At 64.2% G+C, this 25,920-nt stretch carries 22 protein-coding genes; 8 read left to right on the top strand and 14 right to left on the bottom strand.

The features are described from left to right. Nucleotides 1-95: 95 nt before the first annotated feature. Both BPHYT_RS06220 and BPHYT_RS06215 read right to left on the bottom strand, forming a co-directional pair. Nucleotides 96-1,505: an HdeD family acid-resistance protein gene (locus BPHYT_RS06220; RefSeq protein WP_012432298.1), complete on the bottom strand. Its 1,410-nt coding sequence runs from the start codon at nucleotides 1,503-1,505 to the stop codon at nucleotides 96-98. Between the two features lie 243 nt (nucleotides 1,506-1,748). Further along, entirely contained in the window at nucleotides 1,749-2,675 is a 927-nt protein-coding gene (locus tag BPHYT_RS06215) for a recombination-associated protein RdgC (RefSeq protein ID WP_012432297.1), read from the bottom strand. Nucleotides 2,676-2,896: 221 nt separating this feature from the next. Between BPHYT_RS06215 and BPHYT_RS06210 the strand changes: the two genes are divergently transcribed. Both BPHYT_RS06210 and BPHYT_RS06205 read left to right on the top strand, forming a co-directional pair. Continuing rightward, nucleotides 2,897-3,445 (top strand): ester cyclase, encoded by a 549-nt coding sequence (locus tag BPHYT_RS06210; protein WP_012432296.1) that lies wholly within the window; start codon nucleotides 2,897-2,899, stop codon nucleotides 3,443-3,445. 85 nt (nucleotides 3,446-3,530) lie between these two features. Continuing rightward, nucleotides 3,531-3,851 (top strand): hypothetical protein, encoded by a 321-nt coding sequence (locus tag BPHYT_RS06205; RefSeq protein ID WP_012432295.1) that lies wholly within the window; start codon nucleotides 3,531-3,533, stop codon nucleotides 3,849-3,851. Nucleotides 3,852-3,866: 15 nt separating this feature from the next. On the opposite strand, the gene BPHYT_RS06200 is transcribed toward BPHYT_RS06205, so the two are convergent. The 5 genes from BPHYT_RS06200 to msbA all read right to left on the bottom strand — a co-directional run bounded on the left by BPHYT_RS06200 (nucleotide 3,867) and on the right by msbA (nucleotide 10,848). After that, nucleotides 3,867-5,126 (bottom strand): glycosyltransferase, encoded by a 1,260-nt coding sequence (locus tag BPHYT_RS06200; protein WP_012432294.1) that lies wholly within the window; start codon nucleotides 5,124-5,126, stop codon nucleotides 3,867-3,869. A gap of 5 nt (nucleotides 5,127-5,131) precedes the next feature. Next, the gene (locus BPHYT_RS06195) at nucleotides 5,132-6,478 is read right to left on the bottom strand and encodes an O-antigen ligase family protein (protein ID WP_012432293.1); all 1,347 of its coding nucleotides are present in this window, start codon (nucleotides 6,476-6,478) and stop codon (nucleotides 5,132-5,134) included. Then, complete coding sequence (locus BPHYT_RS06190) at nucleotides 6,478-7,605, bottom strand: glycosyltransferase family 9 protein (protein WP_012432292.1); 1,128 nt, start codon at nucleotides 7,603-7,605, stop codon at nucleotides 6,478-6,480. The genes BPHYT_RS06195 and BPHYT_RS06190 overlap by 1 nt, the downstream gene beginning before the upstream one ends. A 345-nt stretch (nucleotides 7,606-7,950) precedes the next feature. Beyond that, nucleotides 7,951-9,027 (bottom strand): glycosyltransferase family 4 protein, encoded by a 1,077-nt coding sequence (locus tag BPHYT_RS06185; protein ID WP_012432291.1) that lies wholly within the window; start codon nucleotides 9,025-9,027, stop codon nucleotides 7,951-7,953. Nucleotides 9,028-9,141: 114 nt separating this feature from the next. Next, complete coding sequence (gene msbA, locus BPHYT_RS06180; protein WP_238535648.1) at nucleotides 9,142-10,848, bottom strand: lipid A export permease/ATP-binding protein MsbA; 1,707 nt, start codon at nucleotides 10,846-10,848, stop codon at nucleotides 9,142-9,144. Here msbA and BPHYT_RS39060 point away from each other — a divergent pair. Together BPHYT_RS39060 and BPHYT_RS06175 are read left to right on the top strand one after the other, a co-directional pair. After that, the gene (locus BPHYT_RS39060; protein ID WP_238535673.1) at nucleotides 10,760-11,017 is read left to right on the top strand and encodes a hypothetical protein; all 258 of its coding nucleotides are present in this window, start codon (nucleotides 10,760-10,762) and stop codon (nucleotides 11,015-11,017) included. The two genes, msbA and BPHYT_RS39060, sit on opposite strands and share 89 nt — an antisense overlap. A 118-nt stretch (nucleotides 11,018-11,135) precedes the next feature. Beyond that, nucleotides 11,136-11,897, top strand: a complete 762-nt coding sequence (locus BPHYT_RS06175) for a glycosyltransferase family 2 protein (protein ID WP_012432289.1) — start codon at nucleotides 11,136-11,138, stop codon at nucleotides 11,895-11,897. Nucleotides 11,898-11,933: 36 nt separating this feature from the next. On the opposite strand, the gene dnaE is transcribed toward BPHYT_RS06175, so the two are convergent. Then, on the bottom strand, nucleotides 11,934-15,512 hold the full coding sequence (dnaE, locus tag BPHYT_RS06170) for a DNA polymerase III subunit alpha (protein WP_012432288.1): 3,579 nt from the start codon (nucleotides 15,510-15,512) through the stop codon (nucleotides 11,934-11,936). 332 nt (nucleotides 15,513-15,844) lie between these two features. Here dnaE and BPHYT_RS06165 point away from each other — a divergent pair, with 332 nt between their 5' ends. Further along, nucleotides 15,845-16,708, top strand: coding sequence for a sulfurtransferase (locus BPHYT_RS06165; protein WP_012432287.1), 864 nt, complete (start codon nucleotides 15,845-15,847; stop codon nucleotides 16,706-16,708). Between the two features lie 31 nt (nucleotides 16,709-16,739). After that, nucleotides 16,740-17,630, top strand: coding sequence for a tRNA glutamyl-Q(34) synthetase GluQRS (gluQRS, locus tag BPHYT_RS06160; protein ID WP_012432286.1), 891 nt, complete (start codon nucleotides 16,740-16,742; stop codon nucleotides 17,628-17,630). Between the two features lie 211 nt (nucleotides 17,631-17,841). On the opposite strand, the gene BPHYT_RS06155 is transcribed toward gluQRS, so the two are convergent. The 3 genes from BPHYT_RS06155 to BPHYT_RS06145 form a co-directional block, all read right to left on the bottom strand. Next, complete coding sequence (locus tag BPHYT_RS06155; protein WP_012432285.1) at nucleotides 17,842-19,311, bottom strand: DEAD/DEAH box helicase; 1,470 nt, start codon at nucleotides 19,309-19,311, stop codon at nucleotides 17,842-17,844. A 349-nt stretch (nucleotides 19,312-19,660) separates the two neighbouring features. Then, the gene (locus BPHYT_RS06150; RefSeq protein WP_012432284.1) at nucleotides 19,661-21,097 is read right to left on the bottom strand and encodes an aldehyde dehydrogenase family protein; all 1,437 of its coding nucleotides are present in this window, start codon (nucleotides 21,095-21,097) and stop codon (nucleotides 19,661-19,663) included. 25 nt (nucleotides 21,098-21,122) lie between these two features. Then, on the bottom strand, nucleotides 21,123-22,775 hold the full coding sequence (locus tag BPHYT_RS06145; protein WP_012432283.1) for an acetolactate synthase large subunit: 1,653 nt from the start codon (nucleotides 22,773-22,775) through the stop codon (nucleotides 21,123-21,125). A 33-nt stretch (nucleotides 22,776-22,808) separates the two neighbouring features. Here BPHYT_RS06145 and BPHYT_RS06140 point away from each other — a divergent pair, with 33 nt between their 5' ends. Next, a complete protein-coding gene (locus BPHYT_RS06140) occupies nucleotides 22,809-23,051 on the top strand; it encodes a hypothetical protein (protein WP_148225072.1) in 243 nt (80 codons plus the stop codon). Here BPHYT_RS06140 and BPHYT_RS06135 read toward each other — a convergent pair. The 3 genes from BPHYT_RS06135 to purT all read right to left on the bottom strand — a co-directional run bounded on the left by BPHYT_RS06135 (nucleotide 23,041) and on the right by purT (nucleotide 25,065). Next, nucleotides 23,041-23,409, bottom strand: a complete 369-nt coding sequence (locus tag BPHYT_RS06135; protein WP_012432282.1) for an MliC family protein — start codon at nucleotides 23,407-23,409, stop codon at nucleotides 23,041-23,043. The two genes, BPHYT_RS06140 and BPHYT_RS06135, sit on opposite strands and share 11 nt — an antisense overlap. Nucleotides 23,410-23,501: 92 nt before the next feature. Continuing rightward, nucleotides 23,502-23,714: a DUF6726 family protein gene (locus BPHYT_RS06130; protein WP_012432281.1), complete on the bottom strand. Its 213-nt coding sequence runs from the start codon at nucleotides 23,712-23,714 to the stop codon at nucleotides 23,502-23,504. A gap of 136 nt (nucleotides 23,715-23,850) precedes the next feature. Then, the gene (gene purT / locus BPHYT_RS06125) at nucleotides 23,851-25,065 is read right to left on the bottom strand and encodes a formate-dependent phosphoribosylglycinamide formyltransferase (protein WP_012432280.1); all 1,215 of its coding nucleotides are present in this window, start codon (nucleotides 25,063-25,065) and stop codon (nucleotides 23,851-23,853) included. 253 nt (nucleotides 25,066-25,318) lie between these two features. Here purT and BPHYT_RS06120 point away from each other — a divergent pair, with 253 nt between their 5' ends. Then, entirely contained in the window at nucleotides 25,319-25,870 is a 552-nt protein-coding gene (locus tag BPHYT_RS06120) for an META domain-containing protein (protein WP_012432279.1), read from the top strand. The last annotated feature ends 50 nt before the right edge of the window (nucleotides 25,871-25,920 follow it).

Raw genomic sequence — 25,920 nt, 5'->3', positions numbered from 1 at the left:
TGTGCATAACCATTCGGCAAAAACTGCAACCTGTTGATGCGATTGCCATTTCTACCGCAACGCCGAAGTTGGGCAGCACGCGTACGAGGCGCGCGTCATTCGCGCACCGTGGCGCGCGCCGCGTCGTCGGCAACGTGTGCGTGACGGGCCTCTTTACGCCATTGCTGACGCGAGCGAACCATTCTGCGCACCGCGAGCCGCGCCATCTTGACCCAGCCCGAAGGCCGCGGGTCGGCCAGCATGCTGAGCGCCCGCGCGTAGTCGAGCGTGAGGCCGGGTGTCCATGCCATCGTCGCGGCGCGCTTGCGCACTTGCGCGGCGACCCACAATTCGGGCGTTGAGATCACACGCAGAAACGGCTGCCAGCCGCCAAGATTGCCCCACACGCGCGCCGAGGCGCCTTCGATCGCTGCTTCCAATGCGCGCGAGACACTGCTCGAACAGTTGCGATGCGTGAGGTTGTAGGTCGTGTCCTTTCGATAGGTGTCCCAGAAGCGGGCGAGGCGTACCGGATCGTAGTTGCGGATGCGCACCTGAACCGTCGACGGACACCACGCCTTGGATTCCGTCGGGTAATCGGGCTGGAATAGCCCCGGCACGTCGTTCTCGCGCGTGGCACGCAGAAGACGCGCGAAATCGTCCGGCGAACGATCGATCTCCACGCCCGGATACAGACTGATATAGACGCCCTCGGGCGATTCGAGCGCGGCATGGCCGGTCGATATCACGCCGTTGCGATCCACCGCCGCGATATAGCGGTCCACGATCAGCTGCCGGCGCGCTTCGCCCTTCGCGGAGCCGACCGGCGTCCAGACATGCACGGTCAATGCGGCTTCGTCGGCGGCGGGCGGGCCGTCCCACTCGTGCGCAATCACACGGCTCGCGGCCAGCGCGCTCGCGGCGGCAATGCCGGCGTCGGCCGCGGAATCGCCCGCGGCGACCGCGGGGTTCGACGCGAGCCGCCGCACCCGCGCGCTCAGCAGGATCATGTTCCATCCGCCAAAGATCAGGCCGAGTCCGACACAGTACGGCACCGTGCCCACGTAGTGCGTCGGATAGGGTTGATAAAAGAAAATCGCCAGCGCGATTTCGACGGCGCCGCCGATCATCGCAAGCCGCCACGTGCGAAAGCGGACCACTTTCGCCGCGACGATCTGCAAAAGGCCATCGGCGAAAAAGAGCGTGCCGAAGATCATCGACAGAATGAAATTGCCGTGCTCGTGGCCGATCAGAATCAGCGCCGCCGCGGTGGTGAACGCGATGCCCTTCACATAGCGCAGCGTGCGTTGCCCGCCCATGCCGGTCCAGGCGACGGCCAGCGTGGCAAGGCCTTCGAGCAGCAGCAACGAGACGAACGGGGTGATGGGAAAATAGAGCGCGCTATCGAGCGCGTCGATGAATACGAAGACACCGAGCAGAAAACTGATGCAACCGACGATCCGCAACGATAGCCAACGCGTGCGCAGATAGTCGACGCCCAACAGAATCATGACCAGACGAACCATTGCAAGTCCTCCGTGACAGATGCGTTCTGCTGAGCGCCATCTTAACCAGTTTCGCGCTGCGAGCATGCAACGCTCCGGCGTGACCCACGTAGCGACAGCGCACATTCACCACGCCTCGCCCGAGTATTTTTGTGCCGCTCACGCGGCTGCGCTTTCATGCTTAGATCGTTCGGCCATGAAAAAAGCCGGCGCGGAATGACTTCAACGCGCCGGCCTGCAACGAACCATCAAACCAGAAGCTGCTTACGCCGCCTTGGCTTGCGGCATGGCTTCGCCGCCCTGCTCGCCACCCAACGCATCGAGCAGATCGCTCAGCATGCGGTCGAGTTCGGCGGTCATCAGCGTGACGTCGGAGTCGAAGCGTTCGTCGTCGTTTTGCGCGGTGGGATCGCTCGCTTCCTTCAGCACGTCGAGCGGCGCGATACGCTTGATCGTCAGCGAAGGCGTCAGCACGAACGACACGCGATCGTTCCATGTCATCGCGAGCCGCATGCATTGCTTGCCGGCTTCGATATGACGGCGCATATCTTCGGCATCCAAAGTATGTCCGACATAGCGCACGGTCGCGTTGCCTTCGGTGGGCGAGCGCAACTCGGTGTCCTGGTCGAGCGTGAAGCCGGCGGGGCCCTCGCCGGATAGCAGCCATTCGGTCATGGCCGCGACCGGCGAGTGTGTGACGCGCACCGTGCCGAGCGGCAATTGATCGATCGACTTGACCAGCAGGCCGCGCACTTCATCGGCGACCGCTTGCGAAGCGGCGTCGATCACGAGCCAGCCGTTCTTGCAATCGATCCACACGCGCGTGTCTCGGCGAATGCTGAAAGCGCGCGGCAACAGTTCGTCGGTGACCTGTTCCTTGAGTTCGCGCATCTGCTTGCGGCTGGGTTTGAAGCCTTGCTGATCTTCGAGTTCGAGCGCGCGTTCCTTGGTCACCTGCGTGACGACCGAGGCCGGCAGCAGTTTCTTTTCGGCGCGAAACACCAGCAACATCTGGCCGTTGAGTGCGTACACCAGCGAGTCGTTATCACGCGGCGACGCCCAGCCATGGCTTTGCATCTCGACACTATTGCCGGGCGCGAACGCGTGCGGCGCGAGCCACTTTTGCATCTGTTCCGCAGTGACGGACCACGGAGCGGGAAGACGGTGAAGCTGAAGGTTTTTGAACCACATGGGCAGTGTCGTGTACGGGCAAAGCGCACCATTCTATCTGACGATAGACGTCGCGCGGGCGGCTGGAAGGACTCTGTTACTTCATCGCCCGAGCGTTCACGGCACGGTGGCCATTTTCAAATAAAACGCGAAAATCCTTTAAGCGACAGACCGATTATCAAATGCGGGTTTGCGCTGGAGAATGCGCTTCATCCATTTCAACTCTTTGTCTGGAGCGCGCCATGTCCACCTCTTCTCTCTCCCGGATCGCCCGCCATATGCTGGTCGCCGCAAGCTTCGCCGGCGCCTTGAGCGCCCACGCCGCAAGCGACGCCGACCTGCCCGTGCCGCACCACGTCGCTGTCGCGTCGAACTCGGCGCAAAGCGCCGAAGTCGTATTGACCGCCCGCCGCTACGCCGCCTTCTGGAACACCGGCGACAATGCCTACGCAAAGCTCGCACTGTCGCCCGCCTTCATCGACCGCACCTTGCCGGATGGACGCCCGCAAGGTCCTGACGGTCCGCTGCAGGCATCGAAGGGTTTTCGCGCGGCGGTGCCCGACCTGCACGCGGAAATCGACGACCTCGTGGTAGCCGGCGATCGCGCTTCGGTTCATCTGCATTTCCATGGCCATTTCACCGGGCAATTTCAGGACCTCAAAGGCAGCGGCCAGACCGTCGACTTCCAGGCCTTCGATCTGTATCGCGTGAAAGACGGCCGCATCGTCGAAAACTGGCACCTCGAAGACAACCTGACGCTGCTCAAGCAACTCGGCGCCATCAAGCCGTAGTGGTTTAGCCGTAGCCGTTTTGAGCGCGCTTCACGTTGAAATCACCTAGACTTTTTGACAAGCACGTGACTAGACGGAGGCGGCCATGGCCGATCAAACCGCAGCCTGGCAGATGGTGGAATACGAGGGATTCGAGATTCACGTAGCGCCGTTTCTGAAAAACCCGCCGAGCGAAGGGCACACGCCGACCGCGGCGAATCAGCGCTACACGTATATCGGCTACGTTTGCCATCCAGGCGCGGACCCGGCCATTCCGGGCCATGCGGTGCCGTTTCACCCCGACGGCGAAGAGAGCTTCGCGGGCGAGGACGAAGCCGTGTATGAAGCCGTGCACGTGGGCCGCAGCATCGTGGAAGGCACGCATCCAGACTTGACGGTATTGCCGCTGGTGACTGGCGGCGTGTGAATCTCGGCTTGCGCTTCAGCGAGCTTCCAGCACGCCCGACGGCGAGCCCTGCTTCGCCAGCAGGCGCAACGCCAGATCCAGCATCCGCTGATTGGCGCGCGGCGGCGTGAAGGTCTCGACCTTTTGCAGCGCGGCTTGCGCGACGCTGCGGCGCAGTTCGGTGTCCGTCAGCAGACGTTCCATGGCGAGCGCCATGGCGTCCACGTCGCCGATCGGCACCAGCAGGCCGGCCTTGCCACCTTCCAGCATGTCTCGCGGGCCGGTCGGGCAATCCGTCGACAGCACCGGCGTGCCGAGCGCCATCGCCTCGCCGAGCACCACGGCGCAACCCTCGTAGCGGCTGCTCAGGACGAGCATTTCCGCCTGCCGGATATAGGGCAGCGGATTCGCACAGAAGCCAAGAAACTGCACCGACGCACCGATCCCCAGTTGCTCGGCGAGTTGCTCCAGTTCGCCCCGGTCGCGCCCGTCGCCGATCAGGACGAGCGCTGCCTCGCAGCGGCCGCTCTCACGCAACTGGGCATAGGCTCGCAACAAGGTCTTGTGGTCCTTCTGACCTTCGTCCAGACGCGCCACCGAAACAATGAACGACTCAGCCGGACGTTTGATCTCCGCGCGCGCCGCGGAGCGCAGCGCGTCGACGTCGATCACATTCGGCAACTCGACGATGTCCATGTCCACGCCGGTTGTCGAAAAGAGTTCCCGCGCCTCGTGCAGCATGGCGGGGATCAGCACGGTGATGGCCGAGTAACGCGCGTAATGCCGCACACGCCGCGCGATGTATCGCGCGCTCTTGCTGCCGAGCCGTGCCGCGAGGCTGAAATGGTTCACGCCGAACCAGGGAACATTGCAACTGCCCGCCATATGGCGCAGCGAAAAATCGAAATCGCAGACCAGATCGTGTTGCCTGACGAGATGCCGCATACGCAACGCCAGCAGCGGCCGGATCGCGCCGTAAGTCGACAGCTTGTGCAATAACTTCTCGCCGGTGCCCAGCTTGCGCACGCGCGCCGCCTGATGCAGCGCGTACATCCATTTCGACGAGGCGAGTACGTGGACGGGAACGTCTTCGGGAATGGACTGTGCGCGCCAGAATGTCAGGTCGTCGGTCGGATACGCCACCGAGAGGCTCGGCGCGAACTGGCTCCGGTCGAGCGTCTTCAGCCACGAGAGCAACGCGGTCTCGGTACCGCCCTTGCCGAAATCGTTGATATGAAACAGGATGCGCAGCGGCGTGCGGTCAGCTTCAACTGAGTGGGGGTTCACGTTCGTCATCTCGGTTATTCGCCCAACTCGGCCGTTGGCGCTTCGCGCCGCTGTTCACTGCGTGCCGCCGTGGATTGCCCACGTGCAGTCCCGCTCGACGCCGCGCCCGGCGCGCGAGCCTGTTCTGCGCAGCCTAGCAGCAGGCCCGCAAAAGCCCAGAATGCAAGCATGGTAGTCTGCCACATGAAATCATCCGTCGAATTTTTCGCGATCATGCCGGCCACCAGCGCGACGCCCGCGGCGCACAGCCACGGGTTGACTCGTCGCAAGCGCCAGAAACGCAGGGCGAGACACAGCAACAGCACGGTCTGCAGCACCATGCCGACGAATCCCGTCTGCAACCAGGTATTGATGAACAGATTGTGCGCATGCGTCAGTGCTTGCGGTTCGACCGCCAGCAAACTGGCCGGCATTTCGCTGCGATAGACGATACCCGGCAGCGGCTTGCCGAAGCCCACGCCGACCCACGCGTGGCGCTCGGCCTCGCGGATATAGAACGCCCAGAGCTTCGGACGCGTGTCGGCGGATACCGTGTCGCCGATCGCGGACAGCGAACCCGGCACGTACACCTGATGACCTTCGATCGCCAGATCATGCGGCTGCTGCGCCGCAGGAGGCAGCGCGGCCGAGCGCAAACGCGAACTCAGCTCGAGCGTGCCGACGCCGGCCGCGCCCACGACGGCGACCACCAGCAATGCCAGCGGCAGGCGCCGCCGGTACAGCGGGAACAGCGCGACCAGCAGCGTCGCGGCGGCCGCCGGCCAGAAGAACCGGTTGAGCGTGGCGAGGCCAATGAAGAGGCACAGCACGATGCCGCTCGCACCGATCACGCGCCAGCGCGGCCGCAGCAGGAAGCCCGCGAACAGCGCCATGGCAAATACCGCGAGCGTGCTGGTGTGGCCGACGCGGTTATAGAAATGCATGGGGAAGGTATTGGCGGTGGGCGGCTGCAAATGCCCCCAGTTGAGCGCGCTGATCACGGCGACCGCCAGGCAGGCGATCCAGTTGACGGCCACCACGGGCTCGGGCCGCCGCAGTTGCGTGCCGAATAGCCAGAAGCCCCAGAACGACACCAGCGGATAGAGCACCTCGTCGCACCACGCGTGCAGACTGATCATCGGATACATGGACCACGCGACCGAGGCGAGGCTCCAGCCGGCCCAGCCCGCGATGGGCAACGCCAGCGGCCAGCGCCACAGCGAGGGCCGCTCCGGCGACCAGGCCGCCGCCGCCACGCCGAGCGCCATCAGGGCGAGCGCATTGAAGACGATCGCCGTCATGTGGCCGAACATCACCACGAACAGAATGACCGGACAGGCAACCCAGAACACGCGCTCCACTCGCGCAGCCGTGTGAGTCATTACACTTTCACCAGAACATTTTGCAATGCGTTGTATACCGACTCGACCGACAGCCGGCCCATACAGTCGGCATGGTCGCCGCGCCACGCGACGCAGGTCGTCTCGTTGCGATCACAGCGTCGCACCCATGCTACCTCCCGCCGGAAAATAAAAGGCTGATCGCGGCACGGCATATCGGCGATCGTAATCGGCACGAAGGGCACCTCGCGCCAATAGCGGCCCGCGCCGTGAATCGCCGCGTTACCCGGCCCGAACAGCGCGAGGGTGGGCACCCCAATCAGACGCCCCAGATGCGCGACGCCGGTATCGGGACAAACCACGGCTTGCGCGCCGGCAAACAGATGCCATAACTCGCCGAGGCCGAGCCGCGCCGCCAGATTCGGATGATGCGGTTCCGGGTCGATCGCGCGAATCAGTTCCGCTTCGCCCGGTCCGCCGGTCCATACCGGCAGATAGCCGAGTGCTTCGACGCGTTGCGCAAGCTCGCGCCAGCGCGCGTTGGGCCAGCGTTTGACGCTCGTGCTCGCGCCCGGATGCAGCACGACGTATGGCTTTGTCAGCAGCGAGGGCTCGGGCAGCGCCGCGTGCTGCGGCGCCCTCCAGTCGGCCGGGCGATAAGCGCGCGGCGGCGGCCCGTCGATCAGTTCCGTGGCGAGGTCGGCCCAGGCCGCCGCCGTGTCGGGATACGGCAGGCTGCGGTTGAGCGGCCAGTTTTTCCAGGCCGGGCGGTCGCCCGCGTGCCCGATGATCCAGCGGCAGCCCGCGCCCAATGCGAGCCAACTGTGACGGTTGTCGCCGAGCACCATGCCGATGTCGTAAGGTCCGGAAAGCAAAACGTTGCGCACGGACTTCGAATCGCGCGGATCGAACGGCAAGGCCGTGACGTCGAAAGGCCGGCCGGCATACAACGGCACGATCGCCTTCGGACAGGTGAGAACGATCTGCGCCTGGGGGTATTGCTCGCGCAGCTTGGCGAGCAACGGCGTGAGCAGCAGCGTGTCGCCCAGCAATAGATGATGCGCAATCAGGATACGGCGCGGGTGGCGTGGCTCGCGGCGCAATGGCTTGATCAGCAGTCGCGGGATGGCCCGCGCAAAAATACGAAGACGCCCGGCAAGCCGACTCATAGGCTCATCGGCGCGTGGGTTCCCGCCGCGATCTTGCTGTACGCCGATACCCGGCGTGAGGTCGCGTTCGCCATGCACAATCTCCAGCGGTATTCTTCCCGAAGGCCTCCAGTGCAGCGGCGACGGCCCCGTCACGGCGGGCTGGCGCGGCTCGGACGCGGCGCCTCTCGCCCGCCGCCTGCCCAGGCCGGCATGGAAAGCTCGATGAAATAAAAGGGGTGTTCGGCTCGAATTGAGTTCGAGCGTTGATAGCACAAAATTATAACATGTGGCCCTGCCGCCGAACGACGCAAAACCGCGCCAGCAGGGCCGCCCGCGCCTTACGTGGCAACCCTGCGGCGGGTCCTAGCGCGAGGCGTCGATCTGCCGCGCCAGCGTCAACAGCGCGCTTGCGTGAGCGGTCACGCTTGCGTTGTAAAGCACCGCGTCGCGGGCAAGCTCGGACGGCGCGCGACGCGTGCCGTCGCCATGCGCGCGCACCGCTCGCTCGAGGGTGGCACGCAGGTCGGCGAGGTCGTGCGGCGCGAAAACGAACTTCGCGTGCGGCGCGATCGCATCGCAGCAGCCGATGCTCGACGGGAAAATAACCGGCGTGCCGCACATCACCGATTCGATGCCAACCAGGCCGAACGGCTCATACGTCGATGCGAGGATCGTGAAGTCCGCGGCCTGGTAGCACTCGGCGAGCTCTTTCACATAGCCGATGTAGCGCAGCCGTTCGGATGTGCGCGCCGGCGGCCGCCCGGCCACGGCCACCACCACGGGCAGCGAGGTGTCGCGCAGCGCGGCTTCGATGAGCGGCAAGCCCTTGCGCTCATGGCTGCTCGACGGAAACAGCAGGACGATTTCGTGGTCGGCGAAACCATATTTCTGGCGCAATGCGGCGCGCGTGGCGGCGTCGGTCGGCGCGAAGCGAGTGGCATCGACGGGCGGATACAGCACGCGGATCTTCGCTTCGTCGACACCGTACAGTTCGCGCAGTTCGTCGTGCATCAACTGTGAATGCGCCACCACGACTTTCGAGCGCTCGTACTGGCGGCGCTCCAGCGCGATCTGCCAATCGTCCGAGCGCTTCCGCTCGCGGCCCGTGGCCCGTAAGAAGCCGAGATGCGTGCCGCCGCAAATTGCCATCTCCGAGGAATCGACGCGGTTGCAGCCGATCAGCACATCGACCTGCGCCGCGCGCCGCGCCGCGCGCAGGCGCCACGAAAACCAGCGATCGCGCAGCTTGCCCGGCAGGAACGAGACGTTGATACGGTGCGGCTCGACCAGTTTGAATTCGGGCAGCGACGCGTCGAAACGGCGCGCGAAAAAAGCCGGCTCCACGCCGAGCGCGGCGAAGCCACGCACCAGATCCATGGCGTAGCGCTCGAGCCCGCCGCTGTGCCGCAGGGCGTTACTGGAGAGTCCAAGTTTCTTCATTCAGACAGCGCGCGCCTGCGCCTCGTCAAATATTAGAGGGAGAAATCATGCGCGGTCCGCGCTGGCGGACCGCGTGAATGGGAACCCGAAAGGCGGATCGACGTGTCGTTCGCTTCAGGCCGCGGTCTGCTGGAACTGGATGCGGTGCAGATGCGCGTACAGCCCGTCTTGCGCCAGCAGTTCGCGATGGCTGCCGCTCTCGACGATCCGCCCCGCTTCCATGACGAGGATCCGGCTGGCGCGCTCGATAGTCGACAGGCGGTGCGCGATGACGAGTGTCGTGCGGCCCTTCATCAAGGTTTCCAGCGCGGCCTGCACGTGGCGCTCGGACTCGGAATCCAGCGCCGAGGTGGCCTCGTCGAGGATCAGGATCGGCGCGTCCTTGTAGATCGCGCGCGCGATCGCCAGACGCTGCCGCTGGCCGCCCGAGAGCATCAAGCCGTTGTCGCCGACCAGTGTGTCGATGCCTTTCGGCATGGCCTCGACGGTGTCCCACAGATTGGCCGCGCGCAGCGCAGCCTTGACCTTGTCGGGATCCGCGGTCTGGCCGTAGGCGACGTTATTGGCGACCGTGTCGTTGAACAGCACCACGTCCTGGCTCACCATCGCGATCTGACTGCGCAACGCGTGCAGATCGTATTCGGGGATCGCCACGCCGTCGACCAGAATCTGGCCGGCGGTCGGATCGAAAAAGCGCGGCAGCAGATTCACCAGCGTGGTCTTGCCGCTGCCCGATGGGCCCGCGAGCGCGACCATTTCGCCCGGCGCCACCTTGAACGACACCTGGTCGAGCGTGTGGCGGTTGTGCGTGGCGTTGGCGCTGTAGTTGAACGAGACGTCGCGGAATTCCACTTCGCCGCGCGCGCGCTCGAGCGGCTTGCCGCCGCCTGCCGGCTCGGACGGCTCGTCGATCAGACCGAAGATCAGTTCGCACGCCGTCATGCCGCGTTGCAGCGGCTGGTTCACGTCCATCAGATGCTTGAGCGGCGAGATGATCAGCAGCATCGACGTGACGAAGGCGACGAAACCGCCGACCGTGGTCTGGTCCGACGACGACTGCACCACCGCGATCGTAATCACGACAGCGAGCGCGATCGACGCGAGGAACTGAGTCAACGGCTGCGCGAGGCCGCCCGACACGGTCATGCGCATGGCATAGCCGCGCAGACGCTTGCTCATCGACTCGAAGCGGTCCATCTCGTACTGTTCGCCGTTGTGCACCTTGACGACCTTGTAGCCACCCACGGATTCTTCGACGATGTACGAAAGCTCATTGGTCAACAGTTGATGCTCGCGGTTCAGACGGCGCAAACGGCGGTTGATCTTGCCGACCAGCCAGCCGATGGCCGGCAGCAGCACCGCGACGATCAGCGTCAGACGCCAGTTCAGATAGAACAGATAGCCGAGCAGGAAGACCACCGTGAGCGAATCGCGCACCAGAGTGACCAGCACGCTCAGCAGCACGTTGAGAATCTGGTTCACCTCGAAGACGATCGCATTGATGACCGTACTCGCGGTTTCGCGCTGGAAGAACGCGACGCTCGTGTGAATCATGCGGCTGAACATCTTCAGGCGCAGGTCGAGCAGGATCTTGTTCGTCACGTAGGCAAGCAGATACCCGGACGCGTATTGCGACAGGCTGCGAACCAGGGCGAGGCCGATCACCGCGGCCGGCACGAACCACTTGGTCTTGTCGTTGGCGTGGGCGCCGAAGCCCTTGTCCAGCAGAGGCTTGAGCAAGGCGGGGATCGCCGCGTCGGTGGCGGCGCTGACGGCCATTGCGACGATTGCGCCGAGGAGAACCCAGATCAGCGGCTGGATGTACGGCCAGAGCCGTTTAAAGACGACGGCGGCCGACGACGCCTCGCCTGAACCGATGGGTTTGCTTAACGTTGGCTTCGCGCTCAAGGAATCCTCTGAGAAGGCGGAACGGCTGCCGCGCGGCGGACGGAATGCCGGCCGGGCGGAATATCGAAAAGGAGCATTGTAAACGCTTGGGGGTGAGCGTCGGCGGTTAGAAGCCGGCTGTGTATACTCCCGGTGCGACTCGTTTCGCGCGGCTCGCCTGCGCGCTTCGCTCCGTCACTCCGCCCTTACGCTACTCACGTATGCAAGAAACCACCCTCGGCGTCGCCATCATCACTAAAAACGCGGCGGCGCGGCTGGCTGAATGCCTGCAAGCCGTGGCCTTCGCCGATCAGATCGTCGTGATCGACGGCGGCAGCACCGACGGCACCACCGAGATCGCACGCGCGCACGGCGCTCGCGTGATCGAACAGACCGATTGGCCGGGCTTCGGCCCGCAAAAGAATCGCGCGGTCGACGCGCTCGGCACGAACTGGATTCTGTCGATCGATGCCGATGAAATCGTTTCGCCGGAACTGGCGTCGGCGATTCGCGCGGCGCTGCTGGCCCCCACTGCCGATGTCTACGCGGTAGACCGTTTGTCGAGTTTTTGCGGCCACTGGATTCATCACAGCGGCTGGTATCCGGACTGGATTCCGCGCCTCTTCAAACGCGGCGCCGCGCGATTCTCCGACGACCTCGTGCACGAGCGGCTGGTGTTCGACACGCCTGCGCAGCGGCTCACCGGCAAGCTGATGCATTACTCGTACGAGGACTTCGAAGGCGTGTTGCGCAAGCTCGACGCGTATTCGACAGCGGGCGCCCAGCAACGTCATGCGGCGGGTCAGCGCGGCAGCTTCGGCAAGGCACTCGGGCGCGGTGCGTGGGCGTTCGTGCGGACTTACTTGTTGCGGCGTGGTTTTCTGGACGGCCGCGCCGGTTTCATGATCGCGATCTTCAATGCGGAGACGGTGTATTACCGGTTTTTGAAGCTGGCGCGGCTGGGGAAGAAGGCGCGGCGATAGGTAGTGGGACGTAAGCCGCGCCGGCCTCCTGAGCGATCAATAGACTATCTCGATCGAACTTCCCGCGAACTCACCGCGCAACGCTGCGAGCAGTTCGTCGGTCGGCTTCACGCGCCATGCGTCGCCCAGACGCATTTCGCCTTCCGCATTCTGGCTGCGATAGACCACCTGAACGGCAAGCCCGTTCGGGATCTGTACCGCCTGACGCTGGCCACCTCCGCCATAGCCACCGCCATTACGGCCGCCGCCATTTCCACCATTTCCACCTCGCGATGAAGCCGCCGGCGCCGCGACTGCTTGCGGTTCGTCCTTGCCCGCGCTGTGCGCTTCGAGCACGCGACGCAACGCCAGCGCGTCCGCATTGCCGTTCATCTGCACCTTGACCGCTTCCGCGTAACGGCAGCGCGCACGGCCGAGGTCCATGACCGTGTCGACGGTGAAGCGGATGCCGCCCGTGAACGCGTCGTTACGCGCCTGGCCCTGCACGACCAGCAGTTCGTCTTCCTTGAACAGTTGCTTGTGCGCTTCGAACGTCTCGTTGAACACCGTGACTTCGCATTGGCCGGTGCCGTCGTCGAGCAGCGCGATCAGCATCTTGCCGCGCTGGGTCATCTGCGTACGCAGCGATGCGATCACGCCCGCAACCAGCTTGTCGCGCCCTTCCTTCAGTTCGCCGATCTTCTGACGCACGAAGCGGCGCACTTCGTTCTTGTAGGCGTCGAACAGATGGCCCGACAGGTAGAAACCGAGCGCGGCCTTCTCTTCCTGCAGTTTTTTCTTTTCCGGCCACTCCGGTTCGTCGACCAGTTCGTGACCTTGCGAGGGTGCGTCGCCCATGTCGAACAGACCCGCCTGCAACGCGTTGGCGCTCGCCTGCTCGGCGGCTTCCATGGCGAGTGAGACGGACGCGATCAGTTGCGCGCGATTCGCATGCAAGGTGTCGAACGCGCCGGCGCGGATCAAAGCCTCGACCGTGCGGCGATTGACAATGCGGCGATCGACCCGGTTGCAGAAATCGAAGATGTCGATGAACGGACCTTCTTCACGCGCGCGCAGGATCTCCTCGATCGCGTTCTGCCCGCTGCCCTTGATGGCACCGAGGCCGTAGCGGATCGTTTTCGAACGCTTGCCGTCAGGCTCGGCAACCGGTTCGAAGCGGTAAGCGGACAGATTGACGTCCGGTGGCAGCACCGCCATTTTGTTCGCGAGGCAGTCTTCGAACAGGATTTTGACCTTGTCCGTGTCGTCCATGGCGAGCGACATATTCGCCGCCATGAATTCCGCCGGATGATGCGCCTTCAGCCACGCGGTGTAGTACGCGAGCAGCGCATACGCCGCCGCGTGCGACTTGTTGAAGCCGTAGCCCGCGAACTTCTCCATCAAGTCGAAGATTTCGTCCGCTTTTTCCGCAGTCAGCCCGTTCTTCGCGGCGCCCTGGCGGAACAGCTCGCGATGCTCGGCCATTTCCTCGGCCTTCTTCTTACCCATCGCGCGACGCAACAAGTCGGCGCCGCCCAGCGAATAGCCGCCGATGATCTGCGCCATCTGCATGACCTGCTCCTGGTAGACCATGATGCCGTAGGTCTCTCTCAGAACAGATTCGACACGCGGATCCGGATACTCGACCACTTCGCGGCCGTGCTTACGCGCGCAGAAGCTCGGGATCAGGTCCATCGGGCCCGGACGATACAGCGCGACCAGCGCGATGATGTCCTCGAAACGGTCAGGCTGCGCGTCTTTCAGCATGCCTTGCATGCCGCGGCTTTCCAGCTGGAACACGGCGACCGTATTCGCTTTCTTCAGGATCGAGAACGACGCCGGGTCGTCGAGCGGCACCTGCCCGAGCGACCAGTCCTGCTTGGACGGATCGAGACGGCGGATATAGCGCTCGGCCCAATCCAGAATCGTCAGTGTGGTCAGACCCAAAAAGTCGAACTTTACGAGGCCGACGGCTTCGACGTCGTCCTTGTCGTACTGGCTCACAACGCCGCTTTCATCGCCCTGCGTATACAGCGGGCAAAAATCCGTCAGCTTGCCTGGCGCGATCAGCACGCCGCCCGCGTGCATGCCGACGTTACGCGTCAGCCCTTCCACCCGCTGCGCGAGTTCGAGCAGCTGGTGCACTTCGTCTTCATTGTCGAAGCGCTCCTGCAGGAGCGGCTCTTCTTTCATCGCGTCGGCGATGGTGACGTGCTTGCCCGGTTTGAACGGAATCAGCTTGGCGATGCCGTCCGTGAACATGTAGCCGAGGTCGAGCACCCGGCCGATGTCGCGCACCGCCGCCTTCGCCGCCATCGTGCCGAAGGTGGCGATCTGCGACACGGCGTCCGCACCGTACTTTTCCTTCACGTACTGGATCACGCGATCGCGGCCGTGCTGGCAGAAGTCGATGTCGAAGTCGGGCATGGACACCCGCTCCGGATTCAGGAAACGTTCGAACAGCAGGTTGTAGCGCAGCGGGTCGAGGTCGGTCACGCCGAGCGCGTACGCGACCAGCGAACCCGCGCCCGAGCCCCGACCCGGCCCGACCGGTACGCCGTTGTTCTTCGCCCAGTTGATGAAGTCCGCCACGATCAGGAAGTAGCCGGGAAAGCCCATCTTGATGATCGTGCCGCACTCGAATTCGAGGCGCGCGTAATACGTTTCGCGTTGCGCTTCGCGCTCGGCCGCGTCCGGATATAACTGCTCGAGACGCTTTTCGAGGCCCTCTTTCGATAGCTGCACGAGGTAGTCGTCGAGCGACATGCCGTCGGGCGTGGGGAACAGCGGCAGCTTGGGCTTGCCGAGTTCGAGCGTGAGGTTGCAACGCTTGGCGATTTCGACCGAGTTGGCGAGCGCCGACGGAATGTCCGCGAATAGCGCCGCCATCTCTTCCTGCGTGCGGAAGTACTGCTCTGACGTAAAGCGCTTCGAGCGGCGCGGATTGGCCAGAATGTCGCCTTCGGAAATGCACACGCGCGCTTCGTGCGCGGTGAAGTCGTCCGGCGTCATGAACTGCATGGGATGCGTGGCGACCACCGGCAATTTCAGCGACGCCGCGAGCGCGACCGCCTGCTGCACGTACTGCTCGCCGCCCGGCTGGCCGCTGCGCTGCAACTCGATATAGAAGCCGCCCGGGAACACCTTCGCCCAGTGCAACGCGTTGCGTTTGGCCGCTTCCTCATTACCCGCCGCAAGCGCGAGGCCGACGTCGCCCTGCTGCGCGCCTGATAGTGCGAGCAAGCCTTCGCCGAGACCGGATTCGAGCCAGCCTGCTTCGACCTCTGCACGACCGCGGTACTGATTGGTGAGCGATGCCTTGCTGAGCAGTTCGCACAGGTTCAGATAGCCGCGCCGGTCTTTGACGAGCAGCAGCAAACGGGAAGGCTTGTCGCGATCGTCCGGATTGGTGATCCAGACGTCGCAGCCGGCAATGGGTTTGACCCCTTTGCCACGGGCTTCCTTGTAGAAACGGACGAGGCCGAACGCGTTGCCGAGATCGGTGAGGGCGAGCGCGCCCTGACCGTCTTTGGCCGCGGCCTTGACGATGTCGTCAAGACGCACGATGCCGTCGGCAATCGAGAATTCGGAGTGAACGCGGAGATGGACGAAGCGGGGATCTGACATGGGCGACATTGTAACGCCACCCGTCCGGACTTTTCAGGCCGAAACGACGCGTTGGCCGATCGGCTTAGGACGCCATTGCGCAAGCCGTGTGCACAGGCGCTTCTACGTCGTCCGAGCACGCGAACGGACACTCGCGCAGAGCGAATCGACAGCAAGTTGACAAACGATTTGCGCTACCGCAACCCGTTGGTCATTCGGCCTAGTCGGGGAAAGAGCCGGGTTGAGGGATAATACGGGTTTCGCTCTATTCGACGTGGCCGCGCCGTATGGCGTTTGAAGGCGGGCAGCCCAATGCGCCCCCGTTTTCCGCGAGGCCGGTCACTTCTTACCGCTGGACACTCATGAGTATCGTCAATCTCTCTTCGTATCATTTCGCGACTATCGAAGACACCGCCGCATGGCGCCCGTTCGTCACGGAACGTTGCAACGCGCTTGGCCTGAAGGGCACCATTCTGCTCGCGCCGGAAGGCATCAATCTGTTCGTCGCCGGCACGCGCGAAAACACCGACGCCTTCATCCACTACATCCGCCACGACGCGCTGTTCGAAGGCAAGTTCGTGGATCTGCAGTTCAAGGAAAGTCTGTCGGACAAGCAGCCGTTCACCCGCATGCTGGTCAAGCTCAAGCGCGAGATCATCACGATGAAAAAGCCGGCCATTCGTCCGGAACTCGGCCGCGCGCCGTTCGTCGACGCGCCTACGCTGAAACACTGGCTGGACCGCGGTCACGACGACCAGGGCCGTCCGGTCGTGATGCTCGACACGCGCAATGCGTTCGAGGTCGACGTCGGCACGTTCGACAATGCGCTCGACTACCGCATTACGAAATTCAGCGAGTTTCCCGAGGTGATTGAGCAAAATCGCGCCGACCTGGAAGGCAAGACGGTGGTGTCGTTCTGCACGGGCGGGATTCGCTGCGAGAAGGCCGCGATCCACATGAAGGAAGTCGGCATCGAGAACGTGTACCAGCTTGAAGGCGGCATTCTGAAATACTTCGAGGAAGTAGGCGGCGCGCATTATCACGGCGACTGCTTCGTATTCGACTACCGCACCGCACTTAATCCGCAACTCGAGCCTAGCAAGACCACGCAATGCTTCGGCTGCCGCGCGGTAGTCCCGCCGCAAGCGCAAGAATCGCCGCTGTACGTAGCCGGCAAGACTTGTCCGGAATGCCATCCGGACAGCAAGGCGGCGCGCGCCGCGTGAGGGTGGCGGCGCACCACGCCACCACTCGGCCATGACCTACCGCGGACGTTTCGCGCCCTCACCCACCGGGCCATTGCACTTCGGTTCGCTGGTCAGCGCGCTCGCAAGCTGGCTGGACGCGCGTGCGCATCGCGGCGCATGGCTCGTTCGCGTTGAAGACATCGACGGCCCGCGCACCGTGCCGGGCGCCGCCGAAGACATCCTCGCCACGCTCGAACGCTTCGGCATGCACGCGGACGAACCGCCTGTGTGGCAAAGCGCGCGGATGCCACGCTATCAGGAAGCGCTGGAGCAATTGAAAGCGAACGGCGTGATTTATCCGTGCGGCTGCACGCGCAAGGAAATCGCCGACTCGCTGCTCAACGCGCACACGCGCAATACGACCCTCGCCTATCCCGGCACCTGTCGCGACGGCCTGCACGGCAAACCGGCGCGCGCCTGGCGCCTGCGCGTGCCCGACGGCGACAGTGCGGTCATCACATTCGAAGACCGCTGGCAAGGCAAACAGACGCAGAATCTGGCCACCGAGGTCGGCGACTTCGTGCTGAAGCGCGCGGACGACCAATGGGCGTATCAACTGGCGGTGGTCGTCGACGACGCGGACGCGGGCATTACGCACATCGTGCGCGGCGCGGATTTGATGGACTCAACGGCACGGCAGATCTATTTGCAGCGCTGCCTGGGTGTGCCGACACCGGAATATCTGCATGTGCCCGTCGTCACGAATGAAGCGGGCGAAAAACTCAGCAAGCAGAACGGAGCCACAGCACTGGACAGCGAGAAGCCGTTCGAAGCACTGAGCGCGGCGGCACGGCACCTCGGGCTCGATCTGGAAAACGCTGCGGCCCAGACGACGCTAGATGGCTTTTACGCTGCCGCCACGGCGGCATGGGCAAAACGGATGGGCTTACCAGCAGCGTGAACGCGATTCGCGTTTGAAAATGATCTCGCCGGGCGCGGCGCGCATTGCGCAGACTGACTGCGGCAACCGGCATGCTGTGTGGTACGTGGTGCGGTAACGTGCGGCGTGAGTTTTCGAAGCGCCCCAAATCTTGCCGCGCTTCAAGCGGCGCCCCGCTTGCGGCCAAGCCCGGTCCCTTGAGATAAACCGAGCCGCGCCAGCGAACTACAAATCAGGTAGACGAGGACGACTTCCGCGGCATCCCAAACCCGCCCAGCAGCGCTGCCAGCGGTTGCTTGGACGCCGGCTTTTGCGGCGCGGCCGCAGCAGCAGCTTCCTCGATCTTGCGAACCGAAGAAGGCGACGGCTCATAAGGCTTCAGGAAGAAATCATCCACGGGCTGCGCGCGATGATGATGCGGCCGGTCGTACGAACCCGACGACGCCCCTGTGCGACGACGGCTGCCACGATCCTCACGGCCCTCGCTGCTGCGCTCGCGACGCGGCGCGCGTTCTTCATGATGATGCCGCACCGGCGCCTCCACCGTCAGGCGCTGCACATCCAGCGGACGCTTGATCAGCTTCTCGATGTCGGCCAGCTGCTTGCGCTCGTTCGGGCTGCACAGCGACAACGCATCGCCCGAAGCGCCCGCGCGGCCGGTGCGGCCGATCCGGTGCACGTAGTCTTCCGCGTTGAACGGCAGGTCGAAGTTGATCACCGCCGGCAGTTCGGCGATGTCCAGGCCGCGCGCGGCGACGTCCGTCGCCACCAGCGCTTCGATCTCACCGCGCTTGAACGCGTCGAGCGCCTGCATCCGCTCATTCTGCGTGCGGTCGCCGTGAATCGCGGTCGCGACCACACCGTCGCGCTCGAGGCTGCGCGCCAAACGGCTCGCGCCGATCTTGCTATTGCAGAACACGATCACCTGCTTGAGGCCGCGTTCGCGAATCAATTGCACGACGGCGCCGGTCTTGTCGCCCTCGGCGACTTCGTAGACGACTTGCGTCACGTTGGTCGCGGTCGAGTTGCTGCGCGCGACTTCGATGGTCTGCGGGTTGCGCAGGTACGTGGCGGCCAGCTTCTTGATTTCGCCCGAGAACGTGGCCGAAAACAGCAGCGTCTGACGCTCTTTCGGTAGCAGGTTCAGAATGCGCTGCAGATCCGGCAGGAAGCCCATGTCGAGCATCCGGTCGGCTTCGTCGAGCACGAGAATCTGCACCTGGCCGAGGTTGGCCGTTTTCTGTTGCACGTGATCGAGCAGACGGCCTGGCGTGGCGATCAGAATCTCGACGCCGCGGCGCAGTTGCTCGGATTGCGGATTCATATCCACACCCCCGAACACCACCGCGCTGCGCAACGCGGTGTGTTTCGCATACGCCTGCACGTTCGCGGCGACCTGGTCGGCCAGTTCGCGGGTCGGCGTGAGGATCAGCGCGCGCACCGGATGGCGGGCGGGCGAAGCGCTCGTGCTGGCCTGCGGCAGCAAACGCTGGATGATCGGCAGGGAGAAGCTGGCAGTCTTGCCGGTGCCGGTTTGCGCGGCGCCCATCATGTCACGGCCGGCCAGCACGACAGGGATCGCCTGCTCCTGGATCGGCGTGGGGATGGTGTAGCCCGACTCTTTGACGGCTTTCAGGATGTCGGGCGCGAGGCCGAATTGATCAAAAGTCGCAGTACTGGGCGTGACGGCTGTGTCGGACATGGTGGCTTTCGCTAAAAATGCGCTTCGCGCGTGCGCGCGGCCGCGGTTGGAACCGCAGAGGGCATTGTGATGAAGGCGGAGCCACGGCGTTCCGCACGGGACCCGTTGGTACTGTCGGTACGGCGGGAAAAATTGCGGCCGGCTCCGGCCGGCGGAAACACCCGCCGGAAAGGCCGGTATTGTAGCACTTCAGCAAAAACACTCATGGCGCATGTGCCGGCTTTCTGCTTACGTCAGCGAAAGGCGGGTGCAGGCAGGCGGCGCAGCCGCCGGCAAATCGCGGCAAAGCACCGGCGCGCCTCGCTCGCGAGCGTAGTTCGTGGAGACGACAGTTGCGTGACAGCGCGTCTCACCACGTCTCGCGCATCACCATCAAGCGCAGTTCAGTCATGTCCTCGATCGCGTAGCGCACGCCTTCGCGCCCCAGCCCCGAATCCTTCACGCCGCCATACGGCATGTTGTCGACCCGGAACGACGGCACGTCGTTGATCACCACACCGCCGACGTCGAGTTCGTCCCACGCGCGATGCGCATGCGCGAGCGAATCCGTGAACACGCCCGCTTGCAGGCCGAAGTCGCTGTCGTTGACGGTCGCGAGCGCCGCGCCGAAATCGTCGAAGCGCTCCAGAATCGCCACCGGCCCAAAGGCTTCCTTGCGATACAGATCCGTGTCGCGCTTCACGCCTTCGAGCAGCGTGGCCTCGAACATCGCGCCGTCCACCTTGCCGCCCGCGACGATTTTCGCGCCCGCCTGCACCGCGCTGTCCATCCAGCCGGCGAGGCGTTTGGACTCGGATTCGGAGATCATCGGCCCGACGAAGGTCTTTTCGTCTTTCGGATCGCCCATCACCAGCGACTTCGTCTTCGCGATCAGCTTCTCGCGCAGCGCATCGTAGATTTTCGTGTGGACCAGAATCCGCTGCACGCCGATACAGCTCTGCCCCGATTGATAGAACGCACCGAACGCGAGCCGCTCGACCACGTAGTCGAGCTTCTCGCCCTGATCGCCGTCGACGATCGCCGCCGCGTTGCCACCCAACTCCAGAATCACCTTCTTCTTGCCGGCTTTCTTTTTGAGGTCCCAGCCCACCGCCGGCGAGCCGGTGAAGGACAGCAATTTGAAGCGCTCGTCGGTGGTGAAGAGATCCGCGCCGTCGCGATGCGCGGGCAGAATCGAGAATGCGCCTTTCGGCAGGTCGGTCTCCGCCAGAATCTCGCCCATGATGAGCGCGCCGACCGGCGTGCGGCTCGCCGGCTTCAACACGAACGGCACGCCCGCCGCGATAGCCGGCGCGACCTTGTGCGCGGTCAGGTTCAGCGGGAAATTGAACGGCGAGATAAACGAACACGGGCCGATCGGCACACGCTTCACATAGCCGTGATAGCCCTTGGCGCGCGGCGATATCTCCAGATTGACGATCTCGCCGTCGATGCGCACCGATTCCTCCGCCGCCACCTTGAACGTATCGATCAGGCGCGTGACTTCGCCTTTCGAGTCGTTGATCGGCTTGCCGGCTTCGATGCACAGCGCCAGCGCCAGCTCGTCGTAGCGCTCGCGAAAGCGCTTCACGCAATGTTCGAGCACCGCCTGGCGCTTGAACGGGGGAAAGGCGCGCAAAGCGGGCATGGCGTCGACGGCATGGCCGATCGCTTTGTCGATCGCGGCGGCGTCGGCCATCGCGACGCGGGTGGCGACTTCGCCGCTGAATTTATCGGTGACTTCGAGATCGGTGTTGGCGGCCACCGCAACGTTCGCCAGGTAGTACGGGTAAGTCTTTTGCAACATGACGCGTCTCCTTGATCCGATGCTTTCACAGTTGCGCCGAAAGCCGCTTGATTTCGCGATTCAGCACGCGCTCGTTGTCCGAATAGTCGATCGGCAGATCGATCACATGCACGCCGGGCGTCGCGAAACATTCGCGCAGCAACGGCGCGAACTCCGCCGCCGTTTCGATGCGATGCCCCTTCGCCCCGTAGCTCTCGGCATACGCGACGAAATCCGGATTGCTCAGCGTCATGCCGTAGTCCGGGAAGTTCATGTTTTCCTGCTTCCAGCGGATCATGCCGAAGGCGTCGTCGCGCACAATCAGGATCACCAGGTCCAGCTTCAGACGCACCGCCGTTTCCAGCTCCTGCGAGTTCATCATGAAGCCGCCGTCGCCGCACACGGCCATGACCTTGCGGTCCGGGTGCACGATCTTGGTGGCGATCGCGGACGGCAAGCCCGCGCCCATCGACGCCAGCGCGTTGTCGAGCAGCAGCGAATTCGGTTCGTGCGCGCGGTAGTAGCGGGCGAACCAGATCTTGTACATGCCGTTGTCCAGACACACGATGCCGTCCACCGGCGTGGTCTCGTACACGTCGTTGACGACGCGCACCGGATACATCGGAAAGCGGTCGTCGTGCTGACCTTTGGCCAGATGCGCCTCGAAGTGCTCCTTGATCTCCTTGAAGCGCGTGAAGTCCCAATGCTCCTGCCGCTCTTTGAGACTTTCCTTAAGTTGCCACACCGCGTTGGCGATATCGCCGACCACTTCGATCTGCGGGAAGTAAACGGTATCCACTTCCGCGCCGAGAAAGTTGACGTGAATCACCGTTTTCTCGCCCGCGTCGCCGCTGCGCATGAAAAACGGCGGCTTCTCGATCACGTCGTGACCCACGTTGATGATGCAGTCCGCATGATCGATCGCGCGGTGCACGAAGTCGCCGTCAGAGAGCGTCGCATTGCCCAGCCACATGGGATGCGATTCGTCGATCACGCCCTTGCCCATCTGCGTCGTGAAGAACGGAATGCCGATCTGGTCGACGAATTCGCGCAGCATTTTGGTGGTGGTCTTGCGATTGCCGCCCGCGCCGATCATCAGTAACGGATGCTTCGCTCCGGTGATCGCCTCGACCGCGCGCGCAACGGCTTTTTCCTCGGCGACGGGACGGCGGCTGAAGCTCTTCGGAATCGGCTTGCCGTCGCCTTCTTCATGCGCGACGTCTTCGGGCAATTCGAGGTGCGTGGCGCCGGGCCGCTCTTCCTCCGCCTGACGAACCGCCTCGCGCACCATCGCCGGGATATTGGCGATCGAGACGATCTGCCGCGTGTACTTGGTGAGCGGCTCCATCATGCGCACCACGTCGACGATCTGGAAATGCCCCTGCTTGCTCGACTTGATCGGCTTTTGCCCGGTGACCATCAGCATCGGCATGCCGCCAAGCTGCGCGTACGCCGCGGCGGTCACGAAGTTGGTCGCGCCCGGCCCGAGCGTGGCCAGACACACTCCCGTGCGCCCGGTGAGACGGCCGTACGTGGCGGCCATGAAACCGGCCGCCTGTTCGTGACGCGTGAGGATCAGACGGATTTTCGAGCGGCGCAGCGATTCGAGGAGATCGAGATTTTCTTCACCGGGAATGCCGAACACGTACTCGACACCTTCGGCTTCCAGCGATTTGACGAACAGGTCCGATGCTTTCATTGAGGGTCTCGCTTGATGATACGGACGCGGGCCGTGAGCCCAACGCTCGGGCTCCGGAAACGGACGATCGAAAACGACGACGGCCACGCCGGCAGCCCCTGGCATGACTACGATGGCAGGACGCGGCGGCACGGCGGCAATGCCATGCGGGACAGCTTACTACTCGAATGGAAACGGTGTGCGCCGGCGGGCAATGCCGCGAAGCGCAAGGCAGAGGTCGAAAGAAGAAGCGGCGGCATGGGAAGGAAAAGCCGCCGCATCGCGCTCAGCGATTGATGGTGATACAGTCGGAGAGCATGGGCGGCGCGTTTTCGCCGGCCATGGCGTCGTACAGGTCGGCGCGCGGGCCCTTGGTCCACCACGTGTAACTGCCGGCCTGATATTTCGCGCCGGACGCCGACAGCGTGTTGACGAACAGCAGTTGCTTGCCCTTCACCGGCACGAGCGCGAAGCTCTGGCCATTCGCCGTGTTCCAGTAAGTGACGTGCAGGATCTTGCCGGTCGCACAGGTGTATTTGTGCGTCTGACGGTTTTTGGTCTGAATCTCGGAGAACTGCAACGGCGCGGCCCACGCCTCGCCGCATAGCGCCGCGAGACCCGCCGCCGTGGTGACTGCAACAAGCCATTTCTTCATGAGATGCCTCGATCGTTGCTACCAATCAAACACGAATGACGCACTGCACATTGCGCGTGGCGTTGCGGCTAAACGACCGGCGACGGACCCGGTTATGGATCGATCACGTCGGCGCACGCGTCGGTCGGCGCGGCGGCGACATGCCCGACCAGCGGCACGATCTTCAGGCCTGCCGACGCGACCCGGCACGGCGCGGCCGCGAGGCCGCATCCGCTCAAGCCGGCGCACAGCGCAAACAACACGCCGAGTGTGCCGAGTCGGCCGGTCCAACCGCGCCGCGTGGTGTTGCGGATTTCCAGCGCCATACTTACCTCTACTCCGGTGGGCTCGACGAGCCCCAAGCACTCAGATTGCACGCGCGGCAATGGCGCCGGACACGCGGGTTGCACGGCGCGCGGCGAATCGCTTCGGCTACCGCGATTCGCTGCGTTGTGCCGTCACTTACTTCGCCGACACCGGCCGCACCGCCGCCGCGGCCTGCTTCGCGCGCGAGCGGGCTTCGTCGGTGTTCTCGCCGGTGGCGAGCGCCACGCCCATGCGGCGTTTGGCGAAACTCTCCGGCTTGCCGAACAGCCGCAGGTCCGCGTTCGGTACCGCCAGCGCCGCGGCCACGCCTTCGAAGGCAATGCCGGCCTCGTCGAGTCCGCCATAAATCACCGCCGACGCACCCGGCGCCCGCAGTGACGTATCCACCGGCAAACCGAGGATCGCGCGCGCGTGCAATTCGAATTCCGAAAAGCGCTGCGAGCACAGCGTGACGAGACCCGTGTCATGCGGACGCGGACTCACTTCCGAAAACCATACGTCATCGCCGCGCACGAAAAGTTCCACGCCGAACAGGCCGCGGCCGCCGAGCGCGGCCGTCACCTTGTGCGCGACTTCGCGCGAACGTTCCAGCGCGAGCGGGCTCATGGGCTGCGGCTGCCACGATTCGACGTAGTCGCCCGCCACCTGCACGTGGCCGATCGGGTCGCAGAAATACGTGCTGACCTCGCCGCTTGCCGGGTCGATGGCGCGCACGGTCAGTTGCGTAATCTCGTATTCGAAGTCGATAAAGCCTTCGACGATCACGCGGCCGTGATTCACGCGGCCGCCGGCCAGCGCGTATTGCCATGCGGGTTCGACGTCGGCGTCGCTGCGCAGCACCGACTGCCCCTTGCCCGACGACGACATGACCGGCTTCACCACGCACGGATAACCGACCTTGGCGATGCCCGCGCGCAGTTCGTCGAGCGAATCGGCGAATGCGTACGGCGAGGTCGGCAAGCCGAGTTCCTCGGCGGCCAGACGGCGGATGCCTTCGCGATTCATGGTGAGCTGCGTGGCGCGCGCGGTTGGGATCACTTCGGCGAGACCGTCGCTTTCGATGGCGGCGAGCGCGTCGGTGGCGATCGCCTCGATCTCGGGGACGATCAGATGCGGCCGCTCCTGTTCGACCAGCGCGCGCAACGCGGCGCGGTCGGTCATGTCGATCACGTGCGCGCGGTGCGCCACCTGGTGACCCGGCGCATTCGGGTAACGGTCGACGGCGATCACTTCGACGCCCAGCCGCTGCAGCGCGATGATCACCTCTTTGCCGAGCTCGCCGGCGCCGAGCAGCATGACGCGCGTGGCGGATTCAGAAAGGGGCGTGCCGATCCGTTGGCCGATCTGCATGAGGTCTCCAGATAAAAGTCGGATGAGGGTGGGATTGGATAGAGCACGATGTTAACATGCGGGCCCCTCGCCGCGCCTTGCTCGCGGCGGCCGCACCATGATTCGCGCGTGCAGGGCAACGGCGTGGCGCGAAGGCGGCGCGCAAGGGCGCCGCGGCGCTCCGAATCGGCGCTTTCGCGTGCCGTTGCTCTCGCGTGCGGCGAGCTTAGTGCGTTACCCTTACGCCTTCGCCAGTTTGAAGAGGAACGACGCCATGCTCCAAAGCTCCTCCGCGCGACGTGTTGCGCGCTTCACCCCTTGCTTCAACCCTTATCTGCGCACCGCCATTGCCGCGTTGAGCGTCGCCGCGCTGTTGAGCGCCTGTGCGATCCCGAAACATCCCGATGAGCAAGCCGCCGCGCCCGATCCATTCAATCCCGCCGCCGCGCAACTGCTCGACGACACCAGTTGGGTGCTGAGCGCCTGGAAACAGGCCGACGGCACGGCGCGCGCGATCCCGGCCGCCGATCAGGGCAAGCCGATCACGTTGACGCTCTCCACCTCGACCGGCCAACGCCACGCCAGCGGTTTTTCCGGCTGCAACCGTTACATGGGCTCGTACGCGCTGAAAGACGGCAAGCTGAGCTTCGGCACGCTCGGCGGCACGCGCATGGCATGCGCGACGCCGGGCGGACAGATCGAAGGGGCGTATCTCAATGCGCTCACGCACATCGACCGTACCGGCGTGCAGATGCGCGCGCCGCAGCAGATGCAACTGGTGCTTGACAACGGCGACACGCTGACCTTCGACAGCAGCACGAAATGAACGCGTCGAGGATCGTCCCGTCGATGCGCCGGCGCGCTGATGAGCGAAGC

The sequence above is a fragment of the Paraburkholderia phytofirmans PsJN genome (assembly GCF_000020125.1).
Lineage (GTDB): Bacteria > Pseudomonadota > Gammaproteobacteria > Burkholderiales > Burkholderiaceae > Paraburkholderia > Paraburkholderia phytofirmans.
Note: the sequence above shows the minus strand (reverse complement) of the source record. Positions and strands in the feature narration are given on the sequence as shown.